Raw genomic sequence first — 23,241 nt, 5'->3', positions numbered from 1 at the left:
GGGCACTGACAGAACCTCCCAAACGCGTCGTCGGGGTGTTTGACTGCCGGAGGCGGCCGACGCGGCATGCGCGGTCGGCCGTCCCCGTCGACCCGTGCCCGAAGGGCTGACCGCGCCCTCGTACGGGGTTCGACGCGCGTCCAACACGAACTCTTCTGAGGAGATCCATGTCCCTCGTTCACGCCTACACGGCCTCGTCGGCGACCGCGCCCCTGGCGCCGGGCACGATCGAGCGCAGGGAGGTCGGCCCGAAGGACGTCCTGATCGACATCGCCTGGGCGGGGATCTGCCACTCCGACATCCACACCGTCCGCGGGGACTGGGGCGAGGTCCCCTACCCGTTGACCGTGGGGCACGAGATCGCCGGTGTGGTCGCCGAGGTCGGCTCCGAGGTCACCCGCCACAAGGTCGGCGACCGGGTGGGAGTGGGCTGCATGGTCGACTCCTGCCGGGAGTGCGCGAACTGCCTGGCCGGTGTGGAGCAGTACTGCCTGCGCGGGTTCACCGACACCTACAACGGCACCGACCGGGACGGGACCGTGACCCAGGGCGGGTACTCCCAGCGCATCGTCGTGGACGAGCACTTCGTGCTGCGCGTCCCCGAGGCCATCCCCTTCGAGAAGGCCGCACCGCTGCTGTGCGCGGGGATCACCACCTACTCGCCGCTGCGCAACTGGAACGCCGGGCCGGGCAGGAAGGTCGCCGTGGTCGGGCTGGGCGGCCTCGGGCACATGGCGGTCAAGCTCGCCCACGCCATGGGGGCGGAGGTGACGGTGCTCTCGCAGAGCATGAAGAAGCGCGAGGACGGGCTGCGGTTCGGCGCCGACCACTACCACGCCACCAGCGACCCGGACACCTTCGAGCGGCTGGCCAACACCTTCGACCTGATCGTCAACACGGTCAGCGCGCCCATCGACCTGGACGCCTACCTGAACCTGCTGGCCCTGGACGGCGCGATCGTGAGCGTGGGCGCGCCGCCGGAGCCGGTGGCGGTGACGCTGTTCACGCTGTTCGAGAACCGCCGCTCGTTCGCCGGTTCCAAGATCGGCGGTATCGCCCAGACCCAGGAGATGCTGGACTTCTGCGCCGAGCACGGCATCGCCCCCGAGGTCGAGATCGTCCGCGCCGACCAGATCAACGAGGCATGGGAGCGGGTGCTCGCCTCGGACGTGCGGTACCGGTTCGTCATCGACGCCTCGACCCTGGGCGGCGCCTGACCGCCCCGAGGGCCCGAGCACGGCGGGCCCCGCCGCTCCCCGGCGCGAGGGGGTCGGCGGGGCCCGTCCCGTCTCCCACCTGCGGCGGGGGCAGCCGGGGTGCGCACGGCGGGCCGCGTCGACCCCCTGGCTCCTCCCGCGACGCGGCAGCGCCGCTCCCCGGGCGCAGGCGTCGCGGTGGGCGTCCTCACCGGGCGGGGACCTCGCCGCGCCGACCAGCCGGGCCGGGTCCGGCGCCGGCGACCGGTCCGGGCCCGTGCCGTGCCCTGCCGGGGAACGGGGAACGCCGTCCCGCCCCGCGGCCCGGGCGGGACGGCGTCCCCCGAGACCTCCGAGGCTCAGCGCCTCAGGAGGCGGCGGACTCGCCCGCGCCGCGCAGGTGGGACATGCTCCCGTACAGCTCCTGGAGCCGCAGCACCTCGTCGGCGTCGACGAAGCGGGCGATGCCGCGGCCGTAGTCCTTCGCGGTCTCGATGACGAACCGGACCGCGCTCTCCACGCTGCGCAGGTCCGTGGCGCCGGTGGCCGACCCGGCCACGGCCTCCTCGGTCACGATGGCCACGCCCACGACCGGGGCGCTGGTGGCCGTGGACGGCTGCAGGATCGAGTTCACGTGGTAGACGCCGTTGCCGTACGGGGTGATGTCCTGCATGGTCAGCGGCATGACGACCGGGGCGCGGCCGGTGGTGCGGGAGACGATGTCGAGCAGGCTCTCCGGGACCCGCACGATCCACCCGTCGACGACGGCCGGGGTGATGGCGATGCCGTGGTGGTTGCAGATCCGGTTGCCCTTGGTGGTGTCCACGGACAGGATCGCGTCCATCGCGGGCAGGACCTCGTGCCGGTTGCTGACGTCCTGGTCCACGACCGAGCCCATGAACGGGACCGGGTCGTGGGGCTGGGTCGGGGCGTCGGGGTCGATGTGGGTGGCCAGCACGACGTCGCCGGGCAGGGTGTCGCCCCGGCGGCGCATGTCCAGGAGCTTGGCCGCTGCGGAGACTGCGGTGAGGGCGCCGTCGCCGTCGCTGACGAAGCCGATCTGCTCCGGGCGCGCGCCCAGGCCGCCGAGGCGGCCGAGGATGCCCAGGGTGGGCGCGGAGCCGCCGGAGGCGGCGCCGTCGGTGCCGGCGATCGTCACCCGGACGAAGTCGGTGGACCCGCCCTCGCCCGCGACGGTCTCCACGAGCACCTCGCCGTCGGCCGCGCCGTGGCGGCGCAGGTACTCGGCCACGGACGCCCCGTCGGCGGTCGGGGTGTCGAGCAGGTCGTGGGTCTCGATGACGTGGCTCCAGGACATGGGTTCCCTCTCTCAGGTGGTGGACCGCCCGGTCCGGCCGGGCACCGCGGTCGGCGCCCCGGCCGGGGCGGTCGTTCGGGTGGTCGCCGCGCGGCCTGTGCGCGCGGGCGACACGGCTTGTCGCGTTGGCGCGTTGCCGTGTTGTCGCGGTTTCGGGCTCAGCCCCGGGCCGGGCCCTCCGCCGCGCCTTCGGCCGCACGCACGGCGGCGCGCGCCCCGGCGCGGACGGCGTCCACGACGGGGACGCCGACCCGGTCGGTGAGGCGGGCGGCCAGGCCGATGGTGGTCATGCCGGTGCAGGCGAACATCAGGGTGTCCGCGCCCATGGCGACCAGGCGTTCGGCGGCCCGGACCGAGGCGGCCAGGCCCGCGTCGGTGCGCAGGTCGTGGGTCCGGCGCACGCCCTCGGGCACGAGCGCGGCGACGAGGGCGGGTCCGAGCACGGAGGTGACCGAGTCCGGGGTGCGGGTGGTCAGGTCCAGGACGCCGACCTTCGAGCCCAGTTCCAGGGCCCGGCGGGCCGCGGCCTCCCCCGCGCCGACGACGGGAACGCCGACCGCGGCGCGGGCGAGGGCCAGGCCCGGGTCGGCGGCGCAGCTGACGAGCAGCGCGTCCACGCCGTCCTCGCGTTCCATGCGCGCGGCCAGGTCGGCGACCTTGGCCGAGGCGAGCGCGAAGGTGGCGTCGTCGTGCACGCCGTCGGGCTGGTCGGGCAGGCACCGCGAGACGGTGTCCACGCCGAGCTCCTCGCGGATGACGCGGCCGTGCGCGTCGAGCTGCTCCCGGTCGTCGGTGGTGACCACCCGGATGACGCCGATCCTCATGCCGCCGCCCCCGTCCGCGCGCCGAGCGAGTCCAGGACCTCCGAGGCCAGGCGCACGCACACCGACCGGGCCAGGACCACCGGCAGGCCCGAGGCCGCGGCCGCGCGGGCGCGCATCTCCTCGGTGTAGCCGACGCAGTCCAGGGCCAGGAGGTCGGCTCCGGCGTCGGCCAGACGCCGTGCGGCGGCGGCGAGGCCGTCGGGGGTGCCGGTGTAGGGGGAGCACACGTCGGTGAGCACCCGGGCCCCGGCGGGCAGGCGGCGGCCGAACTTGGCCTCGGTGTCGCGCCTCTGCTCGGGCAGGGGGCACACGACGCCCAGGCGCCCGGTGTCGCCGAGCAGGGCCGCGGCCCCGAAGGCGATCATCCGGTCGGGCACGAAGAGCGGCTTGGTGTGCTCCAGCTCCGGGAAGGCGCCGGTGCAGGCGAGCAGCACCGCGTCCACCTCGCGTTCCAGGTCGGCGAGCAGTCCCGGCAGGCGCTCCATGACCAGGGACTCGCCCAGGACGACGGAGGTGCCGTCGGCGAGGCGGGTGGTGAGGGCGTGGTCGTCGGGGGCGACCGGCCGCGCCTCGATCTGGTCGCGGGTGAGGCCGTCCAGGACGCCCCGCTCGACCACGGTGGCCTCGGGCACCAGGGCGGTGATCTCCGGGGTCAGGTCCGTGCGCGGCGCCTGGCCGATGGTGACGACTCCGAGTCGTGTCATGGTTCCTCCCGGGTTCAGCGGCTGAAGACGGTGCCGACGGAGTGGACGGAGTCCCCGGCGATGAGCCCGGCGCCGACCAGGGCGATCTCCTGCTCGCCCTTCTCGCCGCGGCGGCGCTCCCACACCAGGCGGATCGCCAGCCCGGCCAGGACGAGCCATCCGGCGTTGGGCGTGGCCACGAGCAGGCCGGTGGCGAGCAGGACGCCCATCTGGCGCCGGGGGCCGCCCAGGAGCTGCACGATCGCGCCGGGCACGGCCCACAGGGCGAGCTGGAGCAGGACGGAGGGGTCGCTCAGCCCGGCCTTGATGGTGTCGGCGTAGACGATCGAGGTGGGCGGCACGGCGCCGTCCTCGAACAGGCCCTGCCAGAGCAGCGCGACCATGCCGATGGCGACGGCGAACCCGATCATGGAGGAGATGAGCTGCTGGCGGCGTCCGTCGAGCTCGAAGGCGGTGTAGGGGCGGCGGTCGCGGCGCAGCACCCACCCGGCCTTGAAGTCGTAGCCCATGTCCGCGAAGGCGGGGCCGGTGGCCGCGCAGTAGCCCACGAGCAGGGCCAGCGGCACCCCGGGGATGCCCAGCGCCAGGCCGAGGATGAGGAAGATGAGGGTGACCGCGAAGGCGGGGAACCAGCCCGCGTGCATGGCGGCCAGGCCGACGATGAGTTCGTGGACCAGGGCGGCCACGGCGGCGAACAGGACGAATCCGAGGATGCCCAGCCAGCTCATGTCCGCCCAGATCCCGCCGGTGACCGCGAGCACGAGGGCGCCGAGGGCGAACAGCACGTAGCCCGAGCCCAGGGCCCGGCCCAGGGTGGCGCGGTCCACGGTGTAGGCCAGGGACGGGTCGTCCTGGGCGGCGCGGTCGCGGGCGGCCTCGCGCTCCCTCTCCCTGCGGCTCTGGCGGCCGGCGAGGATGACCACGATCTGCGCCAGCGCGACCACGCCCGCGCCGATCATGACGCCGTGCGGCACGTAGATCGAGTTGAGGTCGATCCCGATGACCGCCGGGGAGTACTGGGCGACGAGCAGGCCCACGGCGAACATGAGCAGGGCCCAGACGTTGCCGATCATGGCGATGCCCGCCGCCGACATCGGCATGCCCAGGAAGGAGGCGCCGAGCCCGACCGCGCCGCCGCCCACCAGGATGGCCGCCTGGCGTCCGCCCCGGTCACCGGCCTTGATGGTCTCGGCCGCCGCCACCCCGGGCGGCCAGGCCGCGTCGGCGGGCAGGAACCGGGAGCCGAACGCCTTGTAGAGCACGAACACGTCGATGAGCAGGCCCAGGGACGCGCCCAGCAGCATCGGCCACACCAGGTCGGGGCGGCCGAAGAGGAACGGGATGGCGATCGGGGTGAGCAGGGAGTTCGCCGAGGCGAAGGTCGCGCCGGAGATCGAGGACTGGATGAGGTTCTGCCGGTTGGTGTTGCGCATCGAGCGCAGCCCCAGGAACCCGATCCGGCCGATGAGCATGGCCACGACCGCGCCGATGACGCTGGTGTTGGGCGAGACCCCGAGCGTCGTGATCATGTGGATGCCGATCACCGCCCCGAGGAGGCTCACCAGGACGGTGACGATGACGACGACGGGTTCGAACGCGCGCGGGTGGCGGGCGCTTCCCGGGGTCTGCGGTTCGGTGGACGAACCAGGTGCCGACGGTTCCATGTGTGTCCTTCAGGGATGGCTCACGTCCGTCGAGGACGGAGTGTCGCTGGTCAAAGGCCTGCGGTGCGCGGCTGCCGCGTCCTGGCCCGTCACGCCCAGGCTGCCTCCCGTTCACCCGCCGGGGCAAAGGTTTCCCACTATGTGGGAGTTAAGATCACATTTCGATCCCCGAAGCCGGGGGTGCCGGTCCCTCCGCGGGACGTAGGGTGGGCTTCCATGTCCACCGGTTCCACGGAACGCACCGGCCCGCTCCAGACGGTCGACCGGGCGCTCGACGTCCTCCTCAGCTTCGACGAGTACCGCACGAGCTGGGGCGTCCTCGAACTCGCCGACGAGTTCGGCCTGTCGAAGTCGACCGCCCAGCGCCTCCTGGCCTCCCTGGCGGGCAAGGGGTTCCTGCGCGCCGACCCCAACACGCGCCGCTACAGCATGGGCCCCGCCATGTGGCGCATGGCCGGGCTGTGGGAGCGCTCGGGCGGCCTCTCCGTCCTGGCCGAACCCCTGCTCGCCGATCTGGCCCGCTCCAGCGGCCGCACCTGCCTGTTCTGCGTCCCCGACGGCGCGCACGTGCGCTGCATCGCCGCGGTCGGCGGCTCGGAGGGCCCGCGCCGCTCCCACCCCTTCCTCGACGAGCTCTACCCCGCCCACGCCGGGGCCACCTCCCGGGCCTACTTCGCCTTCCTGGACCCGGCGGAGCGCAGGGCCCTGCTGGCGGGGCGCCCCTCCGCCCGCTTCTCCGACCTCACGCCCTTCGACGAACAGCAGGTCGAGGAGCTCTTCGACGAGGCCGTCGAGCAGGGCTACGCGCTCTCCCAGGGCGAGTACGACGCCGCGTCCCGCGCGCTGGCCGTCCCCGTGTTCGGCGGCAAGCGCCCGGTCGGCTCCGTGACGCTGGTGGAGAACAAGCACTCCGACCACGACGACGACCTGCTCGACCACCTGGCGCCGCTGCGCGCCGCGGCCGACGGTCTCACCGGGCTGCTGTCCAACCGCCGCCCGGCACCGCCCACGCGCAACTGGAGGCGGGGGCACGGCTCCCGCCCCTCCCCGCGCCCGACCGCTCCCTGAAGGGGGACCATGCCCGAGCTGCTGCTCTTCTCCAACTCGACCAACCACGGCCGGGGCTACCTCGACCACGCGTGGGAGGAGGTGGAGGCCTTCCTCGACGGCCGCGACGCGGTCGCGTTCGTGCCGTTCGCGGGGGGCGACCACGGCGCCTACACCGCGCGGGTGGCCGAGGCCTTCGCGGCGCGCGGAATCCGCGTGACGGGGGTCCCGGCGGACGCCGGGGCCGCGCGGGTCCTGGACGAGGCGCAGGCCGTCTTCGTGGGCGGGGGCAACACGTTCCGCCTCGTGGCCGCCCTCCAGCGCACCGGGCTCCTGGACGACCTGCGCGACCGCGTCCTGGCCGGGCTGCCCTACATGGGGGCGAGCGCGGGCACCAACATCACCGCCCCCACGCTGCGCACCACCAACGACATGCCCATCGTGGAGCCGCCGTCCTTCACCGCGCTGGGGTTCGTCCCGTTCCAGATCAACCCGCACTACCTGGACGCCGACCCCCGGTCCACGCACCAGGGCGAGACCCGTGAGACCCGACTGACGGAGTTCCTGGAGGCCAACGACGTGGACGTCCTCGGCCTGCGCGAGGGGACGCACCTGCGCGTGCGGGGCGCGGGGTCGGACGTGGTCCGCGCGACCGTGGGCGGCGCCGCGGTGCAGCCGGACGCGCCGGGCCCGGCGATCGTCTTCCGCCGCGGCACGGCCCCCTTCGAGGTGTCGGGCGAGGTGACCGACCTGTTCGCGCGCACGCCCCGCTTCGACCAGCCGGTCTAGGGTCCGCGGCGCGGGGCCCCGGGAAGGGGCGCGGGGCCCCGCGCCGTGTCCGGCGGGCCGGGACGGGGAGACGGCGATGCCGTCCCCTGCGCCCCACCCCCGGCCCCTCGCCGCCCCTCGCCGCCCCGCGCGGCCCACACCGCCCTTCAGCGCGCCGTTGGTGACCGCGCCGCAGACCGCCGTCCCGCGTGCGGCCCCAGCGGCCCGGGACCGCCCCTCGCCGCCTCGGTCCTGGTCTCCACCGTCCCGTGCACACCCCTCGCCCTTCCAGGCCCGGCCCCTCGCCGCCCCGCACGCGGTCGTCCGGCCAGAAGTCCCCTCGGCCCGGGTCCGGCCCCGTCCCGCGCATGACCGGTCCGGTCAGGAAGCACCGCCGCCCCACCGAGCACGGGAGTCACCCGCCTTCACGTCGACCGGTCGACCCTGGGCAAAAAGTGCTACACGAACGTGTAGTTCGCTACACGAACATGTAGTCTAGTCGCATGAGCTCCGCACCACCGCCCAACGAGGACCTCACCGGACGGGCGCGCATCCGCGACGCCGCCCTGGCGGTCTTCGCCGACCACGGGATCAAGGGCGCGACAGTCCAGACCATCGCCGCCGAGGCGGGGGTGTCCACCGGCCTGATCCGCCACCACTTCGGCTCCAAGGAGGGCCTGCGCGCGGCCTGCGACGCGTACGCCATCGGCACCCTGCTCGAACAGGCCCGCAGCGGTCTGGGCGAGGAGGCGTCCGCCCCCGGGTTCGGGGCGGCGATGTACCAGGCCAGCCACACCAGCACCCGTTACCTCGCCCGCGCACTGGTGGAGGGGTCCGCCTCGGCCTCGGAGTTCTTCGACACCGGCGCCGACTTCGCCGAGCGCTTCCTCAGCGAGCGCTGGCCCGACCGCTATCCGCCGGGAGCGCGGGTCACACGGGACACCGCCGCGGTCATGGGCGCCATGCACCTGGGCACGCTGGTCCTGCACGCCCACCTGTCCCGCCGCATGGCGGCCGACTCGCTCGATCCCGCCCACGCTCCGCGCGTCGGAGCGGCCATGGCCGGGGTCTACACCGCGATGGCCGACTTCTTCGCCGGCGAGCAGGGGCGGCGGATCACCGACGCCCTCCCCCACCCCGACCCCGACCCCCCGGGAGAAGAACCATGACGGACGCGATCCAGGTCGCGGGCCTGACCAAACACTTCGGGTCCACCAGGGCCCTGGACGGACTGGACCTGCGCGTACGAAGCGGGGAGGTGCACGGTTTCCTCGGTCCCAACGGCGCGGGCAAGACGACGGCGATCCGCGTCCTGCTCGGCCTGGCCCGGGCCGACTCCGGTACCGCGCGCCTGCTCGGCGGCGACCCCTGGCGGGACGCCGCCGCCCTGCACCGCCGACTGGCCTACGTCCCGGGCGACGTCGCCCTGTGGCCGGGGCTCTCCGGCGGGGAGATCCTGGACCTGCTCGGCCGCGTGCGCGGCGGGGCCGACCCGCGGCGCCGCGCCGCGCTCGTGGACCGCTTCGCGCTGGACCTGCGCACCCGGGGCCGCGCCTACTCCAAGGGCAACCGGCAGAAGGTGGCGCTGGTGGCCGCGCTGGCCGCCGACACCGAACTCCTGGTCCTGGACGAGCCCACGTCGGGCCTGGACCCGCTCATGGAGGAGGCCTTCCGCCACACCGTCGCCGAGGAGAAAGCCCGGGGACGCACCGTTCTGCTCTCCAGCCACATCCTGTCCGAGGTGGAGGCGCTCTGCGACCGGGTCAGCATCATCCGGGCCGGACGCACGGTGGAGAGCGGGACCATGGCCGAGCTGCGCCACCTGTCCCGGCTGTCCGTGACCGCCGAACTCACCGGGTCCCCCGGCGGGCTCGCCGCCCTGCCCGGTGTGCACGACCTGGCGGTGGAGGGCACACGCGTACGCCTGCACGCCGAGCCGTCGGCCCTGGAACCGCTGTGCGCGCGCCTGGCCGGGCTGGGGGTGCGCGACCTGACCGTGCGGCCGCCCACTCTGGAGGAGCTGTTCCTGCGTCACTACACCGCGGCAGACCGCGGCGGTGAACACCCGGAGCGGGTCCGATGAGCGCGCCCATCGCCGCACGGTCCGCCCGCACGGCCTTCCGCCCGCTACCGGCCGGAACGCGGCACCTGGTGCGGCTGTCCCTGCGCCGCGACCGGGTCCTGGTCACCGTGTGGCTGGCCGTCACGGTCGGCATCGCGTTGGGGGGCGCGGTCTCGGCCGACGCCACCTACCCCACCCCCGAAGCGCGCCAGGAGCGGTGGGAGCAGCTCCAGAGCGTGCCCATGTTCGCCCTCTTCCAGAGCCGGGCCTTCGCCGCGAGCGCCGAGGCCCTGGTGGCCCAACAGGCGTTCGCCGCCGCCACCATGTGCGCCGCCCTGGGCGCGGTGCTGCTGGTGGTGCGCGGCACCCGTACCGAGGAGGCCTCGGGCCGGAGCGAACTGCTCGGGGGAGCGCCGCTGGGCCGACACGCGGGCCTGGCGGGCGCGCTGACCGTAGCGCTGGGCTCGGCGGCCGTACTGGCGGCCGTCATCGCGGCGGGCCTGCTCGCCCTGGGGCTGCCCGTGGCGGGTTCGGTGGCGCTGGCCCTGGTCACCGCCGCCGCGGCGGGGGTGGGCGCGGGCCTGGCCGCCGTCTCGGTGCAGTGCACCGCCCGCCCGGGGGCCGCGGCGGGGCTGGCTCTGGGCGCGTTCTACGTCATGCACATGGTGCGCGGCACGGGCGCCGCGGCGGGCGGGGGCGCCCTGTGGCTGACGTGGGCGGTGCCCAACGGGTGGCTGGAGAACGTGCGCCCCTTCGCCGACGAGCGGTGGTGGGCCCTGCTCCCGGTCCTGGCCTGGATCGCGCTGACCGTCGGGGCCGCTTTCGCCCTGGCGGAACGGCGCGACCTGGGCTTCGCCCTGTTCTCCCGGCGGGGCGGTCCCGTGCGGGCTGCCCGGTGGCTGCGGTCGGTGCCCGCCCTGGTGTGGCGGCTGCACCGCGGCTCCGTGCTGGTGTGGGCGGCCGCCCTCGCGGTCATGGGACTGGCGATGGGCCGCACCGGTGCGCAGGCCATGGCCGAGTACGCCGACATGCCGTGGGTGCGCGCGATGGCCGCCGAACTCGGTGTGGAGCCCGCCGACACCTTCTTCGTCTACGTCGTCTTCGCCTTCGTGTTCCCCGTGGCGGCCCACGCCGTGCTCACGGCCCTGCGCGTGCGCGCCGAGGAGAACGCGGGAACGGGGGAGCTGCTGCTCGCGGGGCCGACCGGACGGACGGCCTGGGCTCTGGCGCACGCCGCGGCGGCCTTCACCGCCCCCGTGGTCCTGCTGGCCGCCCTGGGCGTCGCGGTGGGCCTGGGCGCGGGTCTGGGCGGTGAGCGGGTCTGGTTCGACGTCGGGCGCTTCACCGCGCTGACGTTGTCCCTGGCCCCGGCGGTGTGGGTGGTCGTGGCCGTCACCCTCCTGGCCTACGGGACGGTTCCGCGCGCGTGCGCTGCGGTGGGCTGGGGGTTCCTGGCCCTCGGGGTACTGACCGAGATCGCCGTCAAGGTGAACCTGGTGCCGGACGCGGTGTTCACGCTGGTCTCGCCCTTCGCCCACGTCAACCCGTACTACCGGGGGACCTGGGCCTCCTACCCGCTGCTGGCGGCACTGGCCGCGGTGCTCACGGCCGTCGGGCTGTGGGCGCTGCGCCGCCGCGACCTGCCCGCCTGAACGCCACGGGTGACCGCTCGTCCGCCTCCGGGGCTTCCCTGCGCCACGGGAGGTCCCGGTGGCCCCGGTCCGCGGCCTCACCGCGGGGCCGGGGACGCCTCCCCCGCGCGTCGGCCTACGCGCCCTCGATCCGCCGCACGGTGCGCCGCAGCAGGAGCGCCAGCGCGGCGGCCGAGACCAGGACCCCGCCCGCCAGGCACAGCCAGGGCCCCAGCGGTCCGGCGTCGTAACCGGGCAGGGCCAGGGCGGGCCAGGACGGCGGGAGCGGCAGCAGCAGGAGGTTCCAGGGCGCGGGTAGGACCCAGGCCGCCACGGGGGTCAGGACCAGGAGCGCGCCGATCCCCTTGACCACGACCAGGGCCTCCACCTTGTTGGCCGACAGCGCGGTCATCGACGCCGTCAGCAGCGGCGCCTGGAGAGCAGCGAGCACGAGGGCGACCGCGACCGGCGCGGTCCACCCTGAGGTCATGAGCCCGCTCAGGGGCAGGGCCGCGGCGAGCCCGGCCAGGGACAGGACGGTGACCAGGACCGTCCGGTAGCCGAGGTAGGCGGGCACGGACACCGGCGAGGCGCGCAGCACCAGCAGGACGTTCTCGTCGGAGTCCTCGACGGCGCGCAGGCCGCCGACCACCCCGAACATCATGGGCACGTGCAGCAGGACCAGCGCCGCCAGGACCACGGGGGTGTGCGGCGCGAGGTCGAACCCGTAGGAGCCGAGGACGAACTCCGAGGCCGCCGGGAAGGCGAAGCGGATGACCAGCGCCAGCAGGACCGGGGCGCCGAGCATGAGCGGCAGCAGGGGGTCGCGCCCGGTGCCGAAGAGGTCGACGCGGGCGAAGCGCACGATCACCGGGAGGCCGCCGCGCCCGGGGCGCGGGTGGACAGGCCCGGTGACCGGCCGGGCGGGCCCGCCCGCGCCCCTGCCGTTCGCGTGCCTCCGGGGAGCGGGAGCCGCTCCGCGCCCGACCGCGCGGGAGGCGGCGACCACCCCGGTCGCCGCCCACGCCACGGCGTAGACGGTGCCCGCGACCAGGGCCGCTGGGGCCGCGTCGGGGGAGCCGGGCGCGGCCCCCAGGCGGATGAGGTCGGCGCCCGCGGTGGTCGGCACCGCGTACAGGAGCGGGTGCTCCAGGATTCCGCTGACGTGTACGAGGGGGACCAGGACCAGCGGCGCGACGGTGAGCGGGGCCGCCAGGAGGAAGCCCGACAGGTCCCGGGAGCGGGCGCCCACCGCCAGGCACACGGTGAGCAGCAGCAGACAGGTGAGCGCCACCCCGCCCAGGACCGGCGGCAGGGCCTGCGCGAGGTCGGCGAACCGGCCCCGCAGCGCCGCCGCGAGCATCGGCACGGCGATGAGCAGCGTCAGCGCGGTGAGCACCGCGAGCCGGGCCGCCACCCCCTCCCCCGCGCGCAGCGGGGTCACCGTCAGCGCCGAACGCGTTCCCTCGGTGCGTTCGAAGAGCAGCAGGGCCGCGGCGAAGAGCGCGCCGAAGCCCGCCGTGTCGAGGAAGAGCAGGTAGGACGCCACCGTCCCGGCCGCCTCGGCGGGGACCGCGAGCAGGACCAGGGTCCACACGGCGCCGAGGGCGGCGGCCACGGGTACGACGCCGTAGCGCAGCCCGACCCGCGACTCCAGTGCGGTAGCCGCGAGCAGGCGGTTCACAGCCTCTCCCGGGTGACCGTCGCGAAGACCTCGTCCAGCGAGGCCTCACGGGTGTGCAGCGTCTCCACCTCGCCCCGCCTCAGCAGCTCCAGGAGTTCGGCGTCCCCGGTCAGGGCCTCCATCGGCATCTCCCGGGGGGCCTGCCCCCGGACCCGGACCACGAGTCCGGGACGGCCGTGGCGGAGCTTGAAGCCGCGCGGTGTGTCCACGGCGACGATCCGTCCCCCGGCCACGAAGGCGACCCGGTCGCACAGCAGGTCGGCGGTGGCCATGTCGTGCGTGGTGAGGAAGACCGTGCACCCCCGGTCCGCCGCCTCCCGGACGACCTCCCGCAGCAGGGCGGAGCGCACCGGGTCCTGGCCCGAGGTGGGCTCGTCCAGGAAGAGGAGTTCGGGTCTGTTGACCAGCGCCCGGGCCAGGTTGAGCCGCATGCGCATGCCCTTGGACAGGTCGTCGACCCTGCGGTCGGCCGCGTCCGCCAGGTCCACCCGGGCCAGGAGTTCGCCGGGGTCCTCGACGGGTCCGCGGTAGAGGGAGGCGAAGGCGGCGAGGTTCTCGCGGGCGGTGAGCTTGCCGAACCCGGCCGGGAGCTCGAAGCCCACACCCACGCGCTCGAAGTAGTCCGCGCCCCGGTCGCGCAGGGGACGGCCGAGGACGCGCACCTCGCCCTCGTAACGGCGCAGCAGCCGGGTGAGCACCCTCTGGGTGGTGGACTTCCCGGCGCCGCTGGGGCCGAGGAAGCCGAAGACCTCGCCGCGGGCCACGGAGAAGCTCATCCCCGCGACCGCGGGCCGGTCGGCGTTCGGGTAGCGGACCAGGAGGTCCTCGACGGTGATGACCTGGTCGGTCATGGGGGGTCCTCAGGATCGGTGGTGGGAGGGTGGGGCGGCGCGCAGGGCGAGGAAGACCCGGTCGACGAGCGCGGGCAGTTCGTCCTGCCCGTCCGAGTCGACCCAGGCGACGACGGCCTCGGACAGCGCCGCCGAACAGGCGGCGGCGACGGCCCTGGTCTCCAGGTCGGGGGGTTCGGTCCCGGGCGGAGCCAGGACGGGTGCGGGGTCCTCGGTTCCGGGCGGAGCCAGGCCGGGGGTTTCGCTTCCAGACGGATCCGGAGCGGGGGCGTCGCTTCCACGCGGATCCGGAGCGGGGACCTCGCTTGCAGGCGAATCCGGACCAGAGGCTCCACTTCCAGGCGGATTCGGGTCGAAGGCCCCACCCCGGGCGGGGGCCAGACCGCGCTCGAAGGCGGTGCTCGCCGAGGCCAGGTTCTCGCCGATACGCGAGCGCAGGGCCGGGATGGACAGTAGGAGGCGGGCCCGGGCCAGCAGCGCCTCCCGGTTGTCCTCGTAGACCCGGCCGAGTCCGACCAGGGTGGCCCGATGGATCCGCTCGACGGCCGGGAGCGTGTCGGGCTGCTCGCGGACCAGCTCCTCCAGCATCGGGTCGTACTCGTCCCGCAGGACCACGTCCTCCTTGGAGGGGAAGCAGCGGAAGAACGTCATGTGCGAGACGCCCGCCTCACGGGCGATCTGGACGACCGTGGTCGCCTCGTAGCCCTGCCGCTCGAACAGGCGCAGGGCGGCCTCCTGGATGGCGGCCCTGTTGCGCTGCCTGCGGCGCGTGCGCTGGTCCATGTCCGCCCCTCCCCCGACCGGTTCCGACACAAGAAGTGATACTCGCTAACACAAGTTCGTCAATCCCTTCCGCTGGAGCCCGGAGCCCGTGGAGGCACCGGAGCGGCTCAGCGGGAAGAATGCGCGCATGGGCACATCCAGAACACTCGTGGCGTCCGAGGACATGCACTCCCACCTCGTCGGCCAGTTGAACCTGGCCCTGCGGCGGCCCGGGATGTACGGAGGCGAGACCACCCTGCGCATGCTGGTGGACCACCTGCTGTTCATGGAGCGTGAACCGCGGGCGGAGGCCGAGCACCAGCGGCTTCTGGAGGAACGCGGGGCCTGGTCCCCCACCGGGGTCACCGGAGCCTTCCGGCGGCTTGTCCCGGGCGGCGACTACGAGCACGGCATGGCCTCCGTCCACGCCGAGTTCGCGCACCGGCGCGGCTGGCTGGAACCCGACCGCGTCCTGGACGCCCGGGCCTACGACGCGCTCAGGGGCCGCGTCCGCCGCTGGGCGGAGACCGACCGCCTGTGGACGGGGGTGGTCGCCGAGTTCGGTCCCCCGTCGGTGCTCTTCGGCGGAGGCGGCCCCTTCTCCGGCAAGACGCTGGGCTACCTCACCGAGGACCGGCGTCAGCCCGTGGTGTTCTTCCACCTCTGGAACGGCACCGAACCCGGCGCCGCGCCCTCCTGGCCTCCCGCGCGCCCCGAGCCGGTCCTGCTCGCCGTGCGCTTCGGCGGCGGCCCGTTCCGCGCGGCCTTCACCTTCACCCCCGAGGGGCGGCGGCTCCGCCCCTCGCCCGACGAACACGGCTGTTGACGGCGCCCGGGGGAACCTGGACGCGGCACCCCTGAACACCCGCGCCACGCGGCAGCCGCCAAGGTCGCGACGCCGAGCGCTCCGGGGCCGACCCGGGCACCCCCGCTCCACGCGAGCACGGCGACGCGCACGCGCGATGACCCGGTGGGCTCCGGTCCGGAGCGCCGGACCGGAGCCCGCCGCGACCGGTACGACACGGTGACCACACCGGGTGCCACAGCTGCCGCACGGGGCACGGCGGCACCGGCGTGCGGCTCATCCGGCGGACAGGCGCGGGTCCCCGGACCAGCTCTCGCACCGCACGGTCACCGAAGCGAAGACGGCCTCCAGTGAGCGCCGCCCGCCGTGCCACCTCTCAGGAATCGACGGTGACCCGGACCCCGTCCGGCTGGAAGGCGACGTACCCGGCGATCTCCGCGACCGCCGGGTAGGGCTCCTCGTACGCCCACACCGCGTCGACCAGCTCCTCACCCTCCCCGACCGCGAGCGTGCGGTAGGTCGCGGTGCCCTTGTAGGGGCAGTGTGTGGTGGTCGCGCTCGGCCGCAGCACCGCGGAGTCCACGTCGGCGAGCGGAACGTACTGAACCGGCGGGTAGACGGACTCCCGCAGGGTCAGCGCGTCCTCGGTGTCGGCGACGACCCGGTCCCCGACCCGTGCGACGACGCGCGCACCCGTGGGTTCGACGGTGATCGGGTGGTCGGGTCCGGGTGTCCTGCCCTGTCCTGTCATGGTGGTCCTCCCTCTCCCCGCCGAGGCTACTCCGCTCCCGAGGGGGCCCGCGGGTCGGCGACACGCCCCTGCCCCGGGGAACCCGGACACCGCGAAGGCGTCCGTCCCCGGGCCGGGCGATCGTCCGTCCCCGGGGTCAGGCGACCGTCTCGGCCAGCACGGCGGCGAAGGCCGTCAGCCGCGACCCCCGTGCCGCGGTCCGCCAGACCAGCGCCAGCTCCGACGCGGCCAGGCCGGTGACCGGCACGTAGGTCACGTCCGGCCGGCGGTTGTACTCGGCGGCGGCTCCGCACACCAGCAGGGCGCCCCGGCCCGCCGCGACCAGCGACAACCCCTCCTGGAGCGTGACCGCCCCTCCCTCCTGGGGGATGCGCGCCCCGCCCGGGGTCACCCGGGGCGAGTTGACCTGCCGCCAGTACGCGGGCGCCCGTCCGGCCAGCGGGACCAGCCGCACACGGGCCAGCTCCTCCGCGCCGATCTCCTCCCGCCCGGCGAACGGGTGGGAGCTGGACAGGGCCAGGGTCTGCGGCTGCCGGGAGAAGGTCAGGCCCAGGGTCAGGTCGGGTTCCCGCACGGGGGTCAGGACCACGGCCGCGTCCACCCCGCCCTCCCGCACGGCGCCGAAGGGGTCGGCCAGCGGGATCTCCACCAGGTCGACCGCGACCGGGGGGTTGCGCCGCTCGAACACGGTGAGCGCCCGCGCCAGCGGCTCGTAGACGGCCCCCTGGAATCCGATCCGCACCCGTTCGACCGTGGAGCGCGCCCGGGAGCGGGCGTCCTCGAACACGCTGACCAGCGCACCGTAGGACGGGCGCAGGGACTCCAGGAAGTCCGCGCCGAACTCGCTCAGCCGGACGCGGCGGCTGGTGCGCTCCACCAGGCGCGCGCCGACCCGGCCCTCCAGCGAGCGGATCAGCTGGCTGACCCGGCTCTGGGAGACGCGGAGGCGTTCGCCGGTACGGCCGAAGTGGAGTTCCTCGGCCAGCACCAGGAAGCACTCGATCTCGTGGAAGTCGATCTCACGCGCCACGGCCGTACCCTTCCGGCGTCGGTGCCCGGGCGCCGCGGCCGCGGACTCCGGGATCGATGAGCCCGGCTGATCGAAGTATGAGGGATTCGCCGTTGTTCGGCGACCGGGAGGGCACTTGACTCGGGGCATGTCCACGACCTCGTCTCCCCAGGCCTCTCCACCCGTGCCCTCCCCCGTCCGGGGATGGTCCGCCGTCGTCGCGGTGACCCTCGGCACCTTCACCGTCGTCACCACCGAAATGCTGCCCGTCGGACTGCTGACCCCCATGGGCGCCTCCCTGGAGGTCACGGAGGGCACCGCCGGGCTGACCCTGACCGTCACCGGCCTGGTGGCGGCGGCCACCGCGCCCTTCGTCCCGACCCTCGTCGGCCGCGCCGACCGCAAGGCCGTCCTCGTGGCTCTCATGCTCCTGCTCGCCGCCGCCAACCTGCTGTCGGCGTGGGCGCCGAACTTCGCGGTCATGGTCACGGCACGCGTGCTCGTCGGCCTGGGCATGGGCGGTGTCTGGGCGCTGGCGGCGGGGCTCGCGCCCCGGCTGGTGCCCGAGCGGTCGGTGGGGTCGGCGACCGCCGCCGTCTTCAGCGGGATCGCCGTCGCCTCGGTGTTCGGCGTGCCGGTGGGCGCCTACATCGGGGCCCTGACCGACTGGCGCGCCGCCTTCGCGGCCTTCGCGGTGCTGGCCCTGTCCGTCGCGGTCGCCATGGTCGTGCTGCTGCCGCGCCTGCCCTCCGAGCGGGCGGCCCGCCTGAGCGGCGTGACCGGCCTGCTGCGCAACCCCAGGGTGGTCACCGGCCTGCTCCTCGCGGTGCTCCTGGTGACCGGCCACTTCGCCGCCTACACCTACGTCCGCCCCGTCCTGGAGACGACGGCGGGGGTCAGCGCGGGTCTGATCGGCACGATGCTGCTGGTCTACGGCCTGGCCGGTGTCGTCGGCAACTTCGCCTCCGGCCCGCGCGCCGTCCGGGCCCCGCGCGCCACCCTCGTGGTGCTCAGCGCTGCCCTGGGCGGATCGGTGTTCCTCCTCCCCTGGATCGGCGTCACGGTCCTGGGGGCGGGGGTGCTCATGGTCGTGTGGGGTCTGGCCTACGGCGGGGTGTCCGTCAGCGCCCAGACCTGGATGATGCGCGCGGCCCCCGAGGAGCGCGAGGCCGTCTCGTCGCTGTTCGTCGGCGTGTTCAACGGCAGCATCGCGCTGGGCGCGCTGGTGGGCGGCCCGGTCCTGGACGGCGCGGGCGGCACCGCGCTCCTGTGGCTGGCCGCCGCGCTGGCCCTGGGCGCGCTCACCACGGCCCTCCTGGGCCGCGCGCCCGCCCGGACGGCCTGAGCCCCTCCTTCCGGGGCGCGCCCCGCACCACAGAGGAGGGGGGCTCTGCGGACGGCCCGCCTCAGGTCCGGGGCGCGCGCGGAAGGACGTCCTCCAGCAGGGCCTCGAACTCGTCGGCGTCGGGTTTGTGGTCGCTCAGCAGGGTGTGCAGGAGGATGCCGTCGATGACCGCCGCCACGTTCCGCACCCGTACGGGGTCGTCGGTGTAGCACCGCGCGAAGGCCGAGACCGCGGCCAGCCAGCGGTCCGTGGCCTCACGCAGGTGGGGCTGGCGGGCGGCCAGCAGGAACAGCTCGTACTCGGCCAGCAGTCGGCCAGGGTCGGAGGCGACCTTGGACAGCAGCTCGGCCAGGTCGCGTCGGCGGTCGCCCCCCGAGGACATGCGGCGCATCCGCTCGGAGTCCTCGTCCATCACACCGGTCAGGGCCGCGGTCAGCAGGTCTCCCAGGCCGGTGAAGTAGTAGGTGGTGGCGGAGGTGGGCACCCCCGCCTCCTGGGAGACCGTGCGGTGGCTGACCCCGGCGACCCCGTCGCGTTCGATGACGCGCAGGGTGGCCTCGATCAGGGCCTGGCGGCGCTGCTCGCCCTTCAGGCGGCGTCCGTCCGACTGCTTCAACGCTTCTCCTCCGGTTCGGGTCGGGTGGCGCCGCGGGGCGGAGGTCGGCGCGGGCCCCCGGGAGCGCTCACCCGGCGGTACCGGCCGCCTCCTCCGCGGCCTGTTCCTCCTGCGCCCGCTCGGCCCTCGCCTGGGCCCGGGCCAGGAGGGGGGCGAACACCAGGGTCAGGACCAGGGCGAGGGCGCCGGCCGCGACCGCGACGAGGAAGCCGCCCGTGGTGCCGCTCTCCTCCACCGCCAGCCCCGAGGAGAAGGTGCCGATCGCGGTACCGATGGTCAGGCCGGTCAGGGCCCAGGTCATGCCCTCCGTCAGCTTGGACGGCGGTACGGTCCGCTCGATCAGCGTCATCACCAGGATCATCGTGGGGGCGAAGAAGATCCCCGCGAAGAACACGGCCACGGACAGGGTCCAGATGCTACCGACCGCCAGGAAGGGGAGGGTGGTCGCGAACGTCCCGGCCACGGCCACGATCAGCATCATGTGGAGCCGCCAGGGCAGGTCGAGCACCCCGAAGGTCAGCCCGGAGATCGCCGACCCGAGCGCGTAGGCCGACAGCACGACGCCGGTGGCGCTGGTCACGCCGAGCGACTCGGCGAAGGCCACCGCGACCACGTCGACCGAGCCGACGATGACGCCTCCCGCGAGCAGGGTCAGCACCAGGACCAGGAGGGCGCCGCTGAGCGCGCCCGCGCCCTTGGTCCCGGACGCCTCGGGAGCCTGGAGCGGCGGCTCCGTACCGCGCTGGGCCACGAACAGGGTGACGCCCAGGGCCAGGAAGGCGGCCGCGGCCAGCGGACCGGCCTGGGCGAAGGCCATGGTGCTCAGCACCACCGACAGCGCCGGGCCGGTAATGAAGGTGAGTTCGTCGGCCACGGACTCGAAGGAGTAGGCGGTGTGCAGCCGGGGCGAGCCGCGCAGCAGCTCGGTCCAGCGCGCGCGGGACATCGCGGACATGTTCGGCATGGTCCCGGCGGGGACCGCGAACGCGAAGAGCGTCCAGTACGGCGCGTCGAACCGCACGCACAGCAGCATCAGGAGCAGGGACGCGACGCTGACGGCGGCCGCGGGGGGCAGGACGCGGCGCTGTCCGTGGCGGTCGGCCAGACGCGAGACCTGCGGGGTGATCAGCGCCATGGACAGGGTGAAGGCGGCGGCCACCGCGCCCGCCAGGGCGTAGCTGCCATGGGTGGTGGAGAGCATCGTGATGATGCCGATGTTGGTCATGGCCACGGGCATGCGCCCGATGAGCCCGGCGGCGGTGAAGCCCTTGGCTCCACGCACCGCGAAGATCTGCGCGTACGGATTGGGCATGGCGCGGGGGTCCTTCCGCGTGTGTGTGTGGGGGGTTCGTGACGGGAACGCCCCAACCCAAAAAACTGGGACGCCCGTCCCAATTTCTACCCGGCACCGCCCGCGCGCAAGCCAAAGTGACGCACGCCACCTGATCTTCCGCCGCGACGCGGCGGCCCCCGCGCCGGGCGCGGTCCCGGGCGGCGGCCGGTCCGTCCGGGCCGCAAGGGGGACGGGGGCCGCAGGGGTCCGACCCGCTCCGGGAACCGCCCGCCCGGAGGGCACCGACGAAAGTCGGTCGGCGCACCGACCAAAGCGACGCCGCTCTCCTGGGCGTGCCGCCTTAGGAGACGACACGGTGGGTTCTCCAGAGGGATGCCTCCCCCCGGGTCACGCACCTAGCGTGGTGTTCGTCCCCGCGGGGGCGCCCGGCCGGCCCGCACCGACGGACCGCCGGGAGCCCGTCCGTCCGCGGATCCACCGCGGCCGGTCAGGGGACACGACGCCCGACCCCGGACCTCGAAAGGGAACCACATGTCACTCCTGGCGCTGAACGACTCGGGCCTCCTCACCACCGTGCTCCCGATCCTGCTGCTGGTCGGGGTCGCGGTGGTGTCCCTGGTGGCGGTCGTGCTGATCATCGCGGCGGTGTTCAGCATCCTCACGTCGCGGGTGGACGGGGCGATGAAGGTCGTCTGGCTCATCTTCGTCTGTATCGCGCCCCTGATCGGGGCCGTCCTGTGGTTCCTCGTCGGGCGCAACCGCGTTCCCTACTGATCAAGGTTCCCGGGACGCGGAGGGCGCGGCGCGCACGCGTCCCCCGCCGACCGCGTCCCCAGCCGATCGCGGGCCCGGCCCGGAGCCGGGTCGGGGGCCGCTCCCCCGACACCCGGCCCTGGAGCCGGAACCCCCCGCCCGGTGCGGCACCCTCGTCGCCATCCCCCGCGGGCGCCGACGGGACGGCGGACGCGGCCGGGCCCGGTCAGGGGTTCACCGTCCGCCGAGGTGGCGGGCGAGGAAGCGGTCGATGGCGCCGAACATGGTGATCAGGTTCTCCGGGTTGACGATGGCGTGCCCCTCGTCGTCGAAGACCAGGTACTCCACGTCCACGCCGCGCCCGCGCACCGACGCGACGATGTTGTCGGACTCGGCCTTGACCACGCGGGCGTCGTTGGCCCCCTGGACGACCATCAGCGGCGCGGCGATCCGGTCCACCCTGCTGATCGGTGAGCGGGCCAGCATGTCGGCCTCCTGCTCGGGGACGGCCGGGTCTCCGACGTAGCGGTACCAGTTGTTGACCAGCGCGGGCCGCACGAACGCGGGCTGGGTCCGCATGAAGTTGGCCAGGTCGGAGATGCCGACGACGTCGACGGCGGCGGCGAAGCGGTCGGGGGTGAAGGCCGCCCCGACCAGCGCGGCGTAGCCGCCGTAGGAGCCGCCCAGGATCGCCACCCGGTCCGGGTCGGCGTAGCCCTGCTCCACAGCCCAGTCCACGGCGTCGATGAGGTCGTCGTGCATCTTCCCGGCGAACTCGCCGATGGCGGCCTTCATGTGGGCCTTGCCGAACCCGCTGGAGCCGCGGAAGTTGACCTGGAGCACCGCGTAGCCCCGGTTGGCCCACAGCTGCGCGGAACCGTTGAACCCCCAGTTGTCGCGGGCCCAGGGACCGCCGTGCACCATCAGCACCATCGGCAGGTTCTCGGGCTCCACGCCCACCGGCAGGGTCAGGTAGGAGGGCAGTTCCAGCCCGTCGCGCGCGGTGACGGTGACCGGCCGCATGGGGGCCATCGCGTCGGGGTCCAGGTGCGGGTGAGCGCGGAACAGCAGCCGGGACTCCCCGGTGGAGTGGTCGTAGAACCAGGTCACACCCGGGTCCCGGTCGTGGGTGAAGCCCACGACCCACCGCCGCCCGCCGTCGTCACAGGAGATCGCTGCCAGGTCGCCCTCGGACAGCTTCTCCAGGTTCGCCAGCACCTCGGCGAAGTGCGGATCCAGGGCGTGGACGACCTGGCGCTCACCCGTGTAGCGCACGCCCAACAGCTCGCCCCGCCGGTCCCGGATCAGCGGCGGGGGAAAGGTGGGGAAGACCTGTGCGCGCATGTCGATGTCGAAGGTCGGGTGGCTGTCCACCTCGGTCTCCTCACCCGTGGACAGGTCGGCTCGCACCAGGCGGGTGCGGTCGGTGCCCTTGCTGGAGCCGATCCACATCCCGGTCCCGTCCGGGGTGACCTGGGTGGGGAAGACTCCCACCGGGTAGTCGGCGCCCTCGTGGACCAGGACCGGGTGCAGGGCGCCCGTTTCGGGGTCGCGGCGGGAGACCTCGAAGTCGCCGTCGGCGTTGAGGGAGCTGGTGAACAGCTCCCCCTCGCGGCCCTGGAACCAGGTCCCCGTGGCGCCGGGGCTCTGGGCCAGCATGGTGAGCCCGCCGGTGGCCACGTCGAGTTCGTGCAGGTCGAACTCGGCGGCGTCGCGGGCGTTGAGCAGGACGGTCATCCTCCCCGGCCTTCCCCGGGAGGGCTCGAAGCCCACCACCCGGGCGCCGGGGAAGGGGGTCAGGTCCACGGCGGTGGGCTCGGGGGCCTCCAGGTCGACCCGGAACAGGTGCCAGTTCTCGTCGCCGCCGCTGTCCTGGAGGTAGAGCAGCCAGCGCGGGTCCTCGGTCCACTGGTAGCTCTGCACGCTGCGGACCTCGTCGGCGGTCACGCAGCGCGGTTCGCCGTCGAAGTCCCCGGACGGGGTGAGGTCCTGGACCCAGACGTTGAGCCGGTCCCTCCACGGAGCCAGGTAGGCGATCCGCGCGCCGTCCGGCGAGATCGTCGCACCGGCGCGCTCCGGCGAACCGAAGAAGTCCTCGACCGAGATCCTCGCGGGCAGTGCCATGTCGTTCCTTTCGTCGGTGTTCGGTGACGGGAG

General features: G+C 74.4%; 21 protein-coding genes. 9 read left to right on the top strand and 12 right to left on the bottom strand.

The window, feature by feature from the left end; all coding sequences use genetic code 11:
- Positions 1-167: 167 nt before the first annotated feature.
- Positions 168-1,217, top strand: a complete 1,050-nt coding sequence (locus tag UIS43_RS02145) for an NAD(P)-dependent alcohol dehydrogenase (protein WP_071621926.1) — start codon at positions 168-170, stop codon at positions 1,215-1,217.
- A gap of 346 nt (positions 1,218-1,563) precedes the next feature.
- Here UIS43_RS02145 and UIS43_RS02140 read toward each other — a convergent pair whose 3' ends face one another.
- The 4 genes from UIS43_RS02140 to UIS43_RS02125 form a co-directional block, all read right to left on the bottom strand.
- Complete coding sequence (locus UIS43_RS02140) at positions 1,564-2,514, bottom strand: DUF1177 domain-containing protein (protein WP_071621925.1); 951 nt, start codon at positions 2,512-2,514, stop codon at positions 1,564-1,566.
- A 158-nt stretch (positions 2,515-2,672) separates the two neighbouring features.
- Positions 2,673-3,338, bottom strand: coding sequence for an aspartate/glutamate racemase family protein (locus UIS43_RS02135; RefSeq protein ID WP_013152723.1), 666 nt, complete (start codon positions 3,336-3,338; stop codon positions 2,673-2,675).
- The gene (locus UIS43_RS02130; protein ID WP_013152722.1) at positions 3,335-4,042 is read right to left on the bottom strand and encodes an AroM family protein; all 708 of its coding nucleotides are present in this window, start codon (positions 4,040-4,042) and stop codon (positions 3,335-3,337) included. The genes UIS43_RS02135 and UIS43_RS02130 overlap by 4 nt, the downstream gene beginning before the upstream one ends.
- A 14-nt stretch (positions 4,043-4,056) precedes the next feature.
- Positions 4,057-5,706, bottom strand: a complete 1,650-nt coding sequence (locus tag UIS43_RS02125) for an OPT/YSL family transporter (protein WP_071621922.1) — start codon at positions 5,704-5,706, stop codon at positions 4,057-4,059.
- A gap of 216 nt (positions 5,707-5,922) precedes the next feature.
- On the opposite strand from UIS43_RS02125, the gene UIS43_RS02120 reads away from it, so the two are divergent.
- The 5 genes from UIS43_RS02120 to UIS43_RS02100 all read left to right on the top strand — a co-directional run bounded on the left by UIS43_RS02120 (position 5,923) and on the right by UIS43_RS02100 (position 11,235).
- Positions 5,923-6,774 carry an IclR family transcriptional regulator gene (locus tag UIS43_RS02120; protein WP_370012278.1) on the top strand — a complete coding sequence of 284 codons (852 nt, stop codon included), beginning with the start codon at positions 5,923-5,925 and terminating at the stop codon, positions 6,772-6,774.
- A gap of 9 nt (positions 6,775-6,783) precedes the next feature.
- Positions 6,784-7,542, top strand: a complete 759-nt coding sequence (pepE, locus tag UIS43_RS02115) for a dipeptidase PepE (protein ID WP_013152719.1) — start codon at positions 6,784-6,786, stop codon at positions 7,540-7,542.
- Between the two features lie 482 nt (positions 7,543-8,024).
- The gene (locus tag UIS43_RS02110; protein WP_013152718.1) at positions 8,025-8,690 is read left to right on the top strand and encodes a TetR/AcrR family transcriptional regulator; all 666 of its coding nucleotides are present in this window, start codon (positions 8,025-8,027) and stop codon (positions 8,688-8,690) included.
- The gene (locus UIS43_RS02105) at positions 8,687-9,604 is read left to right on the top strand and encodes an ABC transporter ATP-binding protein (protein WP_013152717.1); all 918 of its coding nucleotides are present in this window, start codon (positions 8,687-8,689) and stop codon (positions 9,602-9,604) included. The genes UIS43_RS02110 and UIS43_RS02105 overlap by 4 nt, the downstream gene beginning before the upstream one ends.
- Positions 9,601-11,235, top strand: coding sequence for an antibiotic ABC transporter (locus tag UIS43_RS02100; protein ID WP_370012275.1), 1,635 nt, complete (start codon positions 9,601-9,603; stop codon positions 11,233-11,235). Before UIS43_RS02105 ends, UIS43_RS02100 begins: the two co-directional genes overlap by 4 nt.
- A 115-nt stretch (positions 11,236-11,350) precedes the next feature.
- Here the strand turns inward: UIS43_RS02100 and UIS43_RS02095 are convergent, their stop codons facing one another.
- From UIS43_RS02095 to UIS43_RS02085, 3 genes are read right to left on the bottom strand one after another with little or no spacing between them, the layout of a single operon-like run.
- Entirely contained in the window at positions 11,351-12,898 is a 1,548-nt protein-coding gene (locus UIS43_RS02095; RefSeq protein ID WP_370012274.1) for a hypothetical protein, read from the bottom strand.
- A complete protein-coding gene (locus UIS43_RS02090) occupies positions 12,895-13,749 on the bottom strand; it encodes an ABC transporter ATP-binding protein (RefSeq protein ID WP_013152714.1) in 855 nt (284 codons plus the stop codon). Before UIS43_RS02090 ends, UIS43_RS02095 begins: the two co-directional genes overlap by 4 nt.
- A gap of 9 nt (positions 13,750-13,758) precedes the next feature.
- Positions 13,759-14,532 carry a TetR/AcrR family transcriptional regulator gene (locus UIS43_RS02085; protein WP_071621921.1) on the bottom strand — a complete coding sequence of 258 codons (774 nt, stop codon included), beginning with the start codon at positions 14,530-14,532 and terminating at the stop codon, positions 13,759-13,761.
- Positions 14,533-14,659: 127 nt separating this feature from the next.
- On the opposite strand from UIS43_RS02085, the gene UIS43_RS02080 reads away from it, so the two are divergent.
- Positions 14,660-15,337 carry a hypothetical protein gene (locus UIS43_RS02080; RefSeq protein ID WP_370012272.1) on the top strand — a complete coding sequence of 226 codons (678 nt, stop codon included), beginning with the start codon at positions 14,660-14,662 and terminating at the stop codon, positions 15,335-15,337.
- A 355-nt stretch (positions 15,338-15,692) separates the two neighbouring features.
- On the opposite strand, the gene UIS43_RS02075 is transcribed toward UIS43_RS02080, so the two are convergent.
- The gene (locus UIS43_RS02075; RefSeq protein ID WP_117199183.1) at positions 15,693-16,067 is read right to left on the bottom strand and encodes a DUF427 domain-containing protein; all 375 of its coding nucleotides are present in this window, start codon (positions 16,065-16,067) and stop codon (positions 15,693-15,695) included.
- Positions 16,068-16,203: 136 nt separating this feature from the next.
- Positions 16,204-17,097 (bottom strand): LysR family transcriptional regulator, encoded by an 894-nt coding sequence (locus UIS43_RS02070; RefSeq protein ID WP_013152710.1) that lies wholly within the window; start codon positions 17,095-17,097, stop codon positions 16,204-16,206.
- A gap of 127 nt (positions 17,098-17,224) precedes the next feature.
- Between UIS43_RS02070 and UIS43_RS02065 the strand changes: the two genes are divergently transcribed.
- Positions 17,225-18,421, top strand: coding sequence for an MFS transporter (locus UIS43_RS02065; protein WP_071621918.1), 1,197 nt, complete (start codon positions 17,225-17,227; stop codon positions 18,419-18,421).
- A gap of 61 nt (positions 18,422-18,482) precedes the next feature.
- Here UIS43_RS02065 and UIS43_RS02060 read toward each other — a convergent pair whose 3' ends face one another.
- A complete protein-coding gene (locus UIS43_RS02060) occupies positions 18,483-18,983 on the bottom strand; it encodes a TetR family transcriptional regulator (RefSeq protein WP_081461778.1) in 501 nt (166 codons plus the stop codon).
- 121 nt (positions 18,984-19,104) lie between these two features.
- Positions 19,105-20,349: an MFS transporter gene (locus tag UIS43_RS02055; RefSeq protein WP_071621917.1), complete on the bottom strand. Its 1,245-nt coding sequence runs from the start codon at positions 20,347-20,349 to the stop codon at positions 19,105-19,107.
- Between the two features lie 513 nt (positions 20,350-20,862).
- Here UIS43_RS02055 and UIS43_RS02050 point away from each other — a divergent pair.
- Entirely contained in the window at positions 20,863-21,105 is a 243-nt protein-coding gene (locus UIS43_RS02050) for a PLD nuclease N-terminal domain-containing protein (RefSeq protein WP_013152706.1), read from the top strand.
- A 213-nt stretch (positions 21,106-21,318) separates the two neighbouring features.
- Here the strand turns inward: UIS43_RS02050 and UIS43_RS02045 are convergent, their stop codons facing one another.
- A complete protein-coding gene (locus UIS43_RS02045) occupies positions 21,319-23,208 on the bottom strand; it encodes an alpha/beta fold hydrolase (protein WP_370012270.1) in 1,890 nt (629 codons plus the stop codon).
- Positions 23,209-23,241 lie beyond the last annotated feature (33 nt).

Origin of the sequence: Nocardiopsis sp. LDBS0036, from assembly GCF_041228755.1 — a bacterium.
Classification (GTDB): Bacteria; Actinomycetota; Actinomycetes; order Streptosporangiales; family Streptosporangiaceae; genus Nocardiopsis; species Nocardiopsis dassonvillei.
The sequence above is the reverse complement of the archived record's forward strand: the minus strand, read 5'-3'. Positions and strand labels throughout refer to the sequence as shown.

What these genes read in the sequence shown, in the direction of transcription:
- UIS43_RS02145 (WP_071621926.1), top strand. Translation starts at nt 168, where the DNA reads ATGTCCCTCGTTCACGCCTACACGGCCTCGTCGGCGACCGCGCCCCTG.
- UIS43_RS02140 (WP_071621925.1), bottom strand. Translation starts at nt 2,514, where the DNA reads ATGTCCTGGAGCCACGTCATCGAGACCCACGACCTGCTCGACACCCCG.
- UIS43_RS02135 (WP_013152723.1), bottom strand. Translation starts at nt 3,338, where the DNA reads ATGAGGATCGGCGTCATCCGGGTGGTCACCACCGACGACCGGGAGCAG.
- UIS43_RS02130 (WP_013152722.1), bottom strand. Translation starts at nt 4,042, where the DNA reads ATGACACGACTCGGAGTCGTCACCATCGGCCAGGCGCCGCGCACGGAC.
- UIS43_RS02125 (WP_071621922.1), bottom strand. Translation starts at nt 5,706, where the DNA reads ATGGAACCGTCGGCACCTGGTTCGTCCACCGAACCGCAGACCCCGGGA.
- UIS43_RS02120 (WP_370012278.1), top strand. Translation starts at nt 5,923, where the DNA reads ATGTCCACCGGTTCCACGGAACGCACCGGCCCGCTCCAGACGGTCGAC.
- pepE (WP_013152719.1), top strand. Translation starts at nt 6,784, where the DNA reads ATGCCCGAGCTGCTGCTCTTCTCCAACTCGACCAACCACGGCCGGGGC.
- UIS43_RS02110 (WP_013152718.1), top strand. Translation starts at nt 8,025, where the DNA reads ATGAGCTCCGCACCACCGCCCAACGAGGACCTCACCGGACGGGCGCGC.
- UIS43_RS02105 (WP_013152717.1), top strand. Translation starts at nt 8,687, where the DNA reads ATGACGGACGCGATCCAGGTCGCGGGCCTGACCAAACACTTCGGGTCC.
- UIS43_RS02100 (WP_370012275.1), top strand. Translation starts at nt 9,601, where the DNA reads ATGAGCGCGCCCATCGCCGCACGGTCCGCCCGCACGGCCTTCCGCCCG.
- UIS43_RS02090 (WP_013152714.1), bottom strand. Translation starts at nt 13,749, where the DNA reads ATGACCGACCAGGTCATCACCGTCGAGGACCTCCTGGTCCGCTACCCG.
- UIS43_RS02085 (WP_071621921.1), bottom strand. Translation starts at nt 14,532, where the DNA reads ATGGACCAGCGCACGCGCCGCAGGCAGCGCAACAGGGCCGCCATCCAG.
- UIS43_RS02080 (WP_370012272.1), top strand. Translation starts at nt 14,660, where the DNA reads ATGGGCACATCCAGAACACTCGTGGCGTCCGAGGACATGCACTCCCAC.
- UIS43_RS02075 (WP_117199183.1), bottom strand. Translation starts at nt 16,067, where the DNA reads ATGACAGGACAGGGCAGGACACCCGGACCCGACCACCCGATCACCGTC.
- UIS43_RS02065 (WP_071621918.1), top strand. Translation starts at nt 17,225, where the DNA reads ATGTCCACGACCTCGTCTCCCCAGGCCTCTCCACCCGTGCCCTCCCCC.
- UIS43_RS02055 (WP_071621917.1), bottom strand. Translation starts at nt 20,349, where the DNA reads ATGCCCAATCCGTACGCGCAGATCTTCGCGGTGCGTGGAGCCAAGGGC.
- UIS43_RS02050 (WP_013152706.1), top strand. Translation starts at nt 20,863, where the DNA reads ATGTCACTCCTGGCGCTGAACGACTCGGGCCTCCTCACCACCGTGCTC.
- UIS43_RS02045 (WP_370012270.1), bottom strand. Translation starts at nt 23,208, where the DNA reads ATGGCACTGCCCGCGAGGATCTCGGTCGAGGACTTCTTCGGTTCGCCG.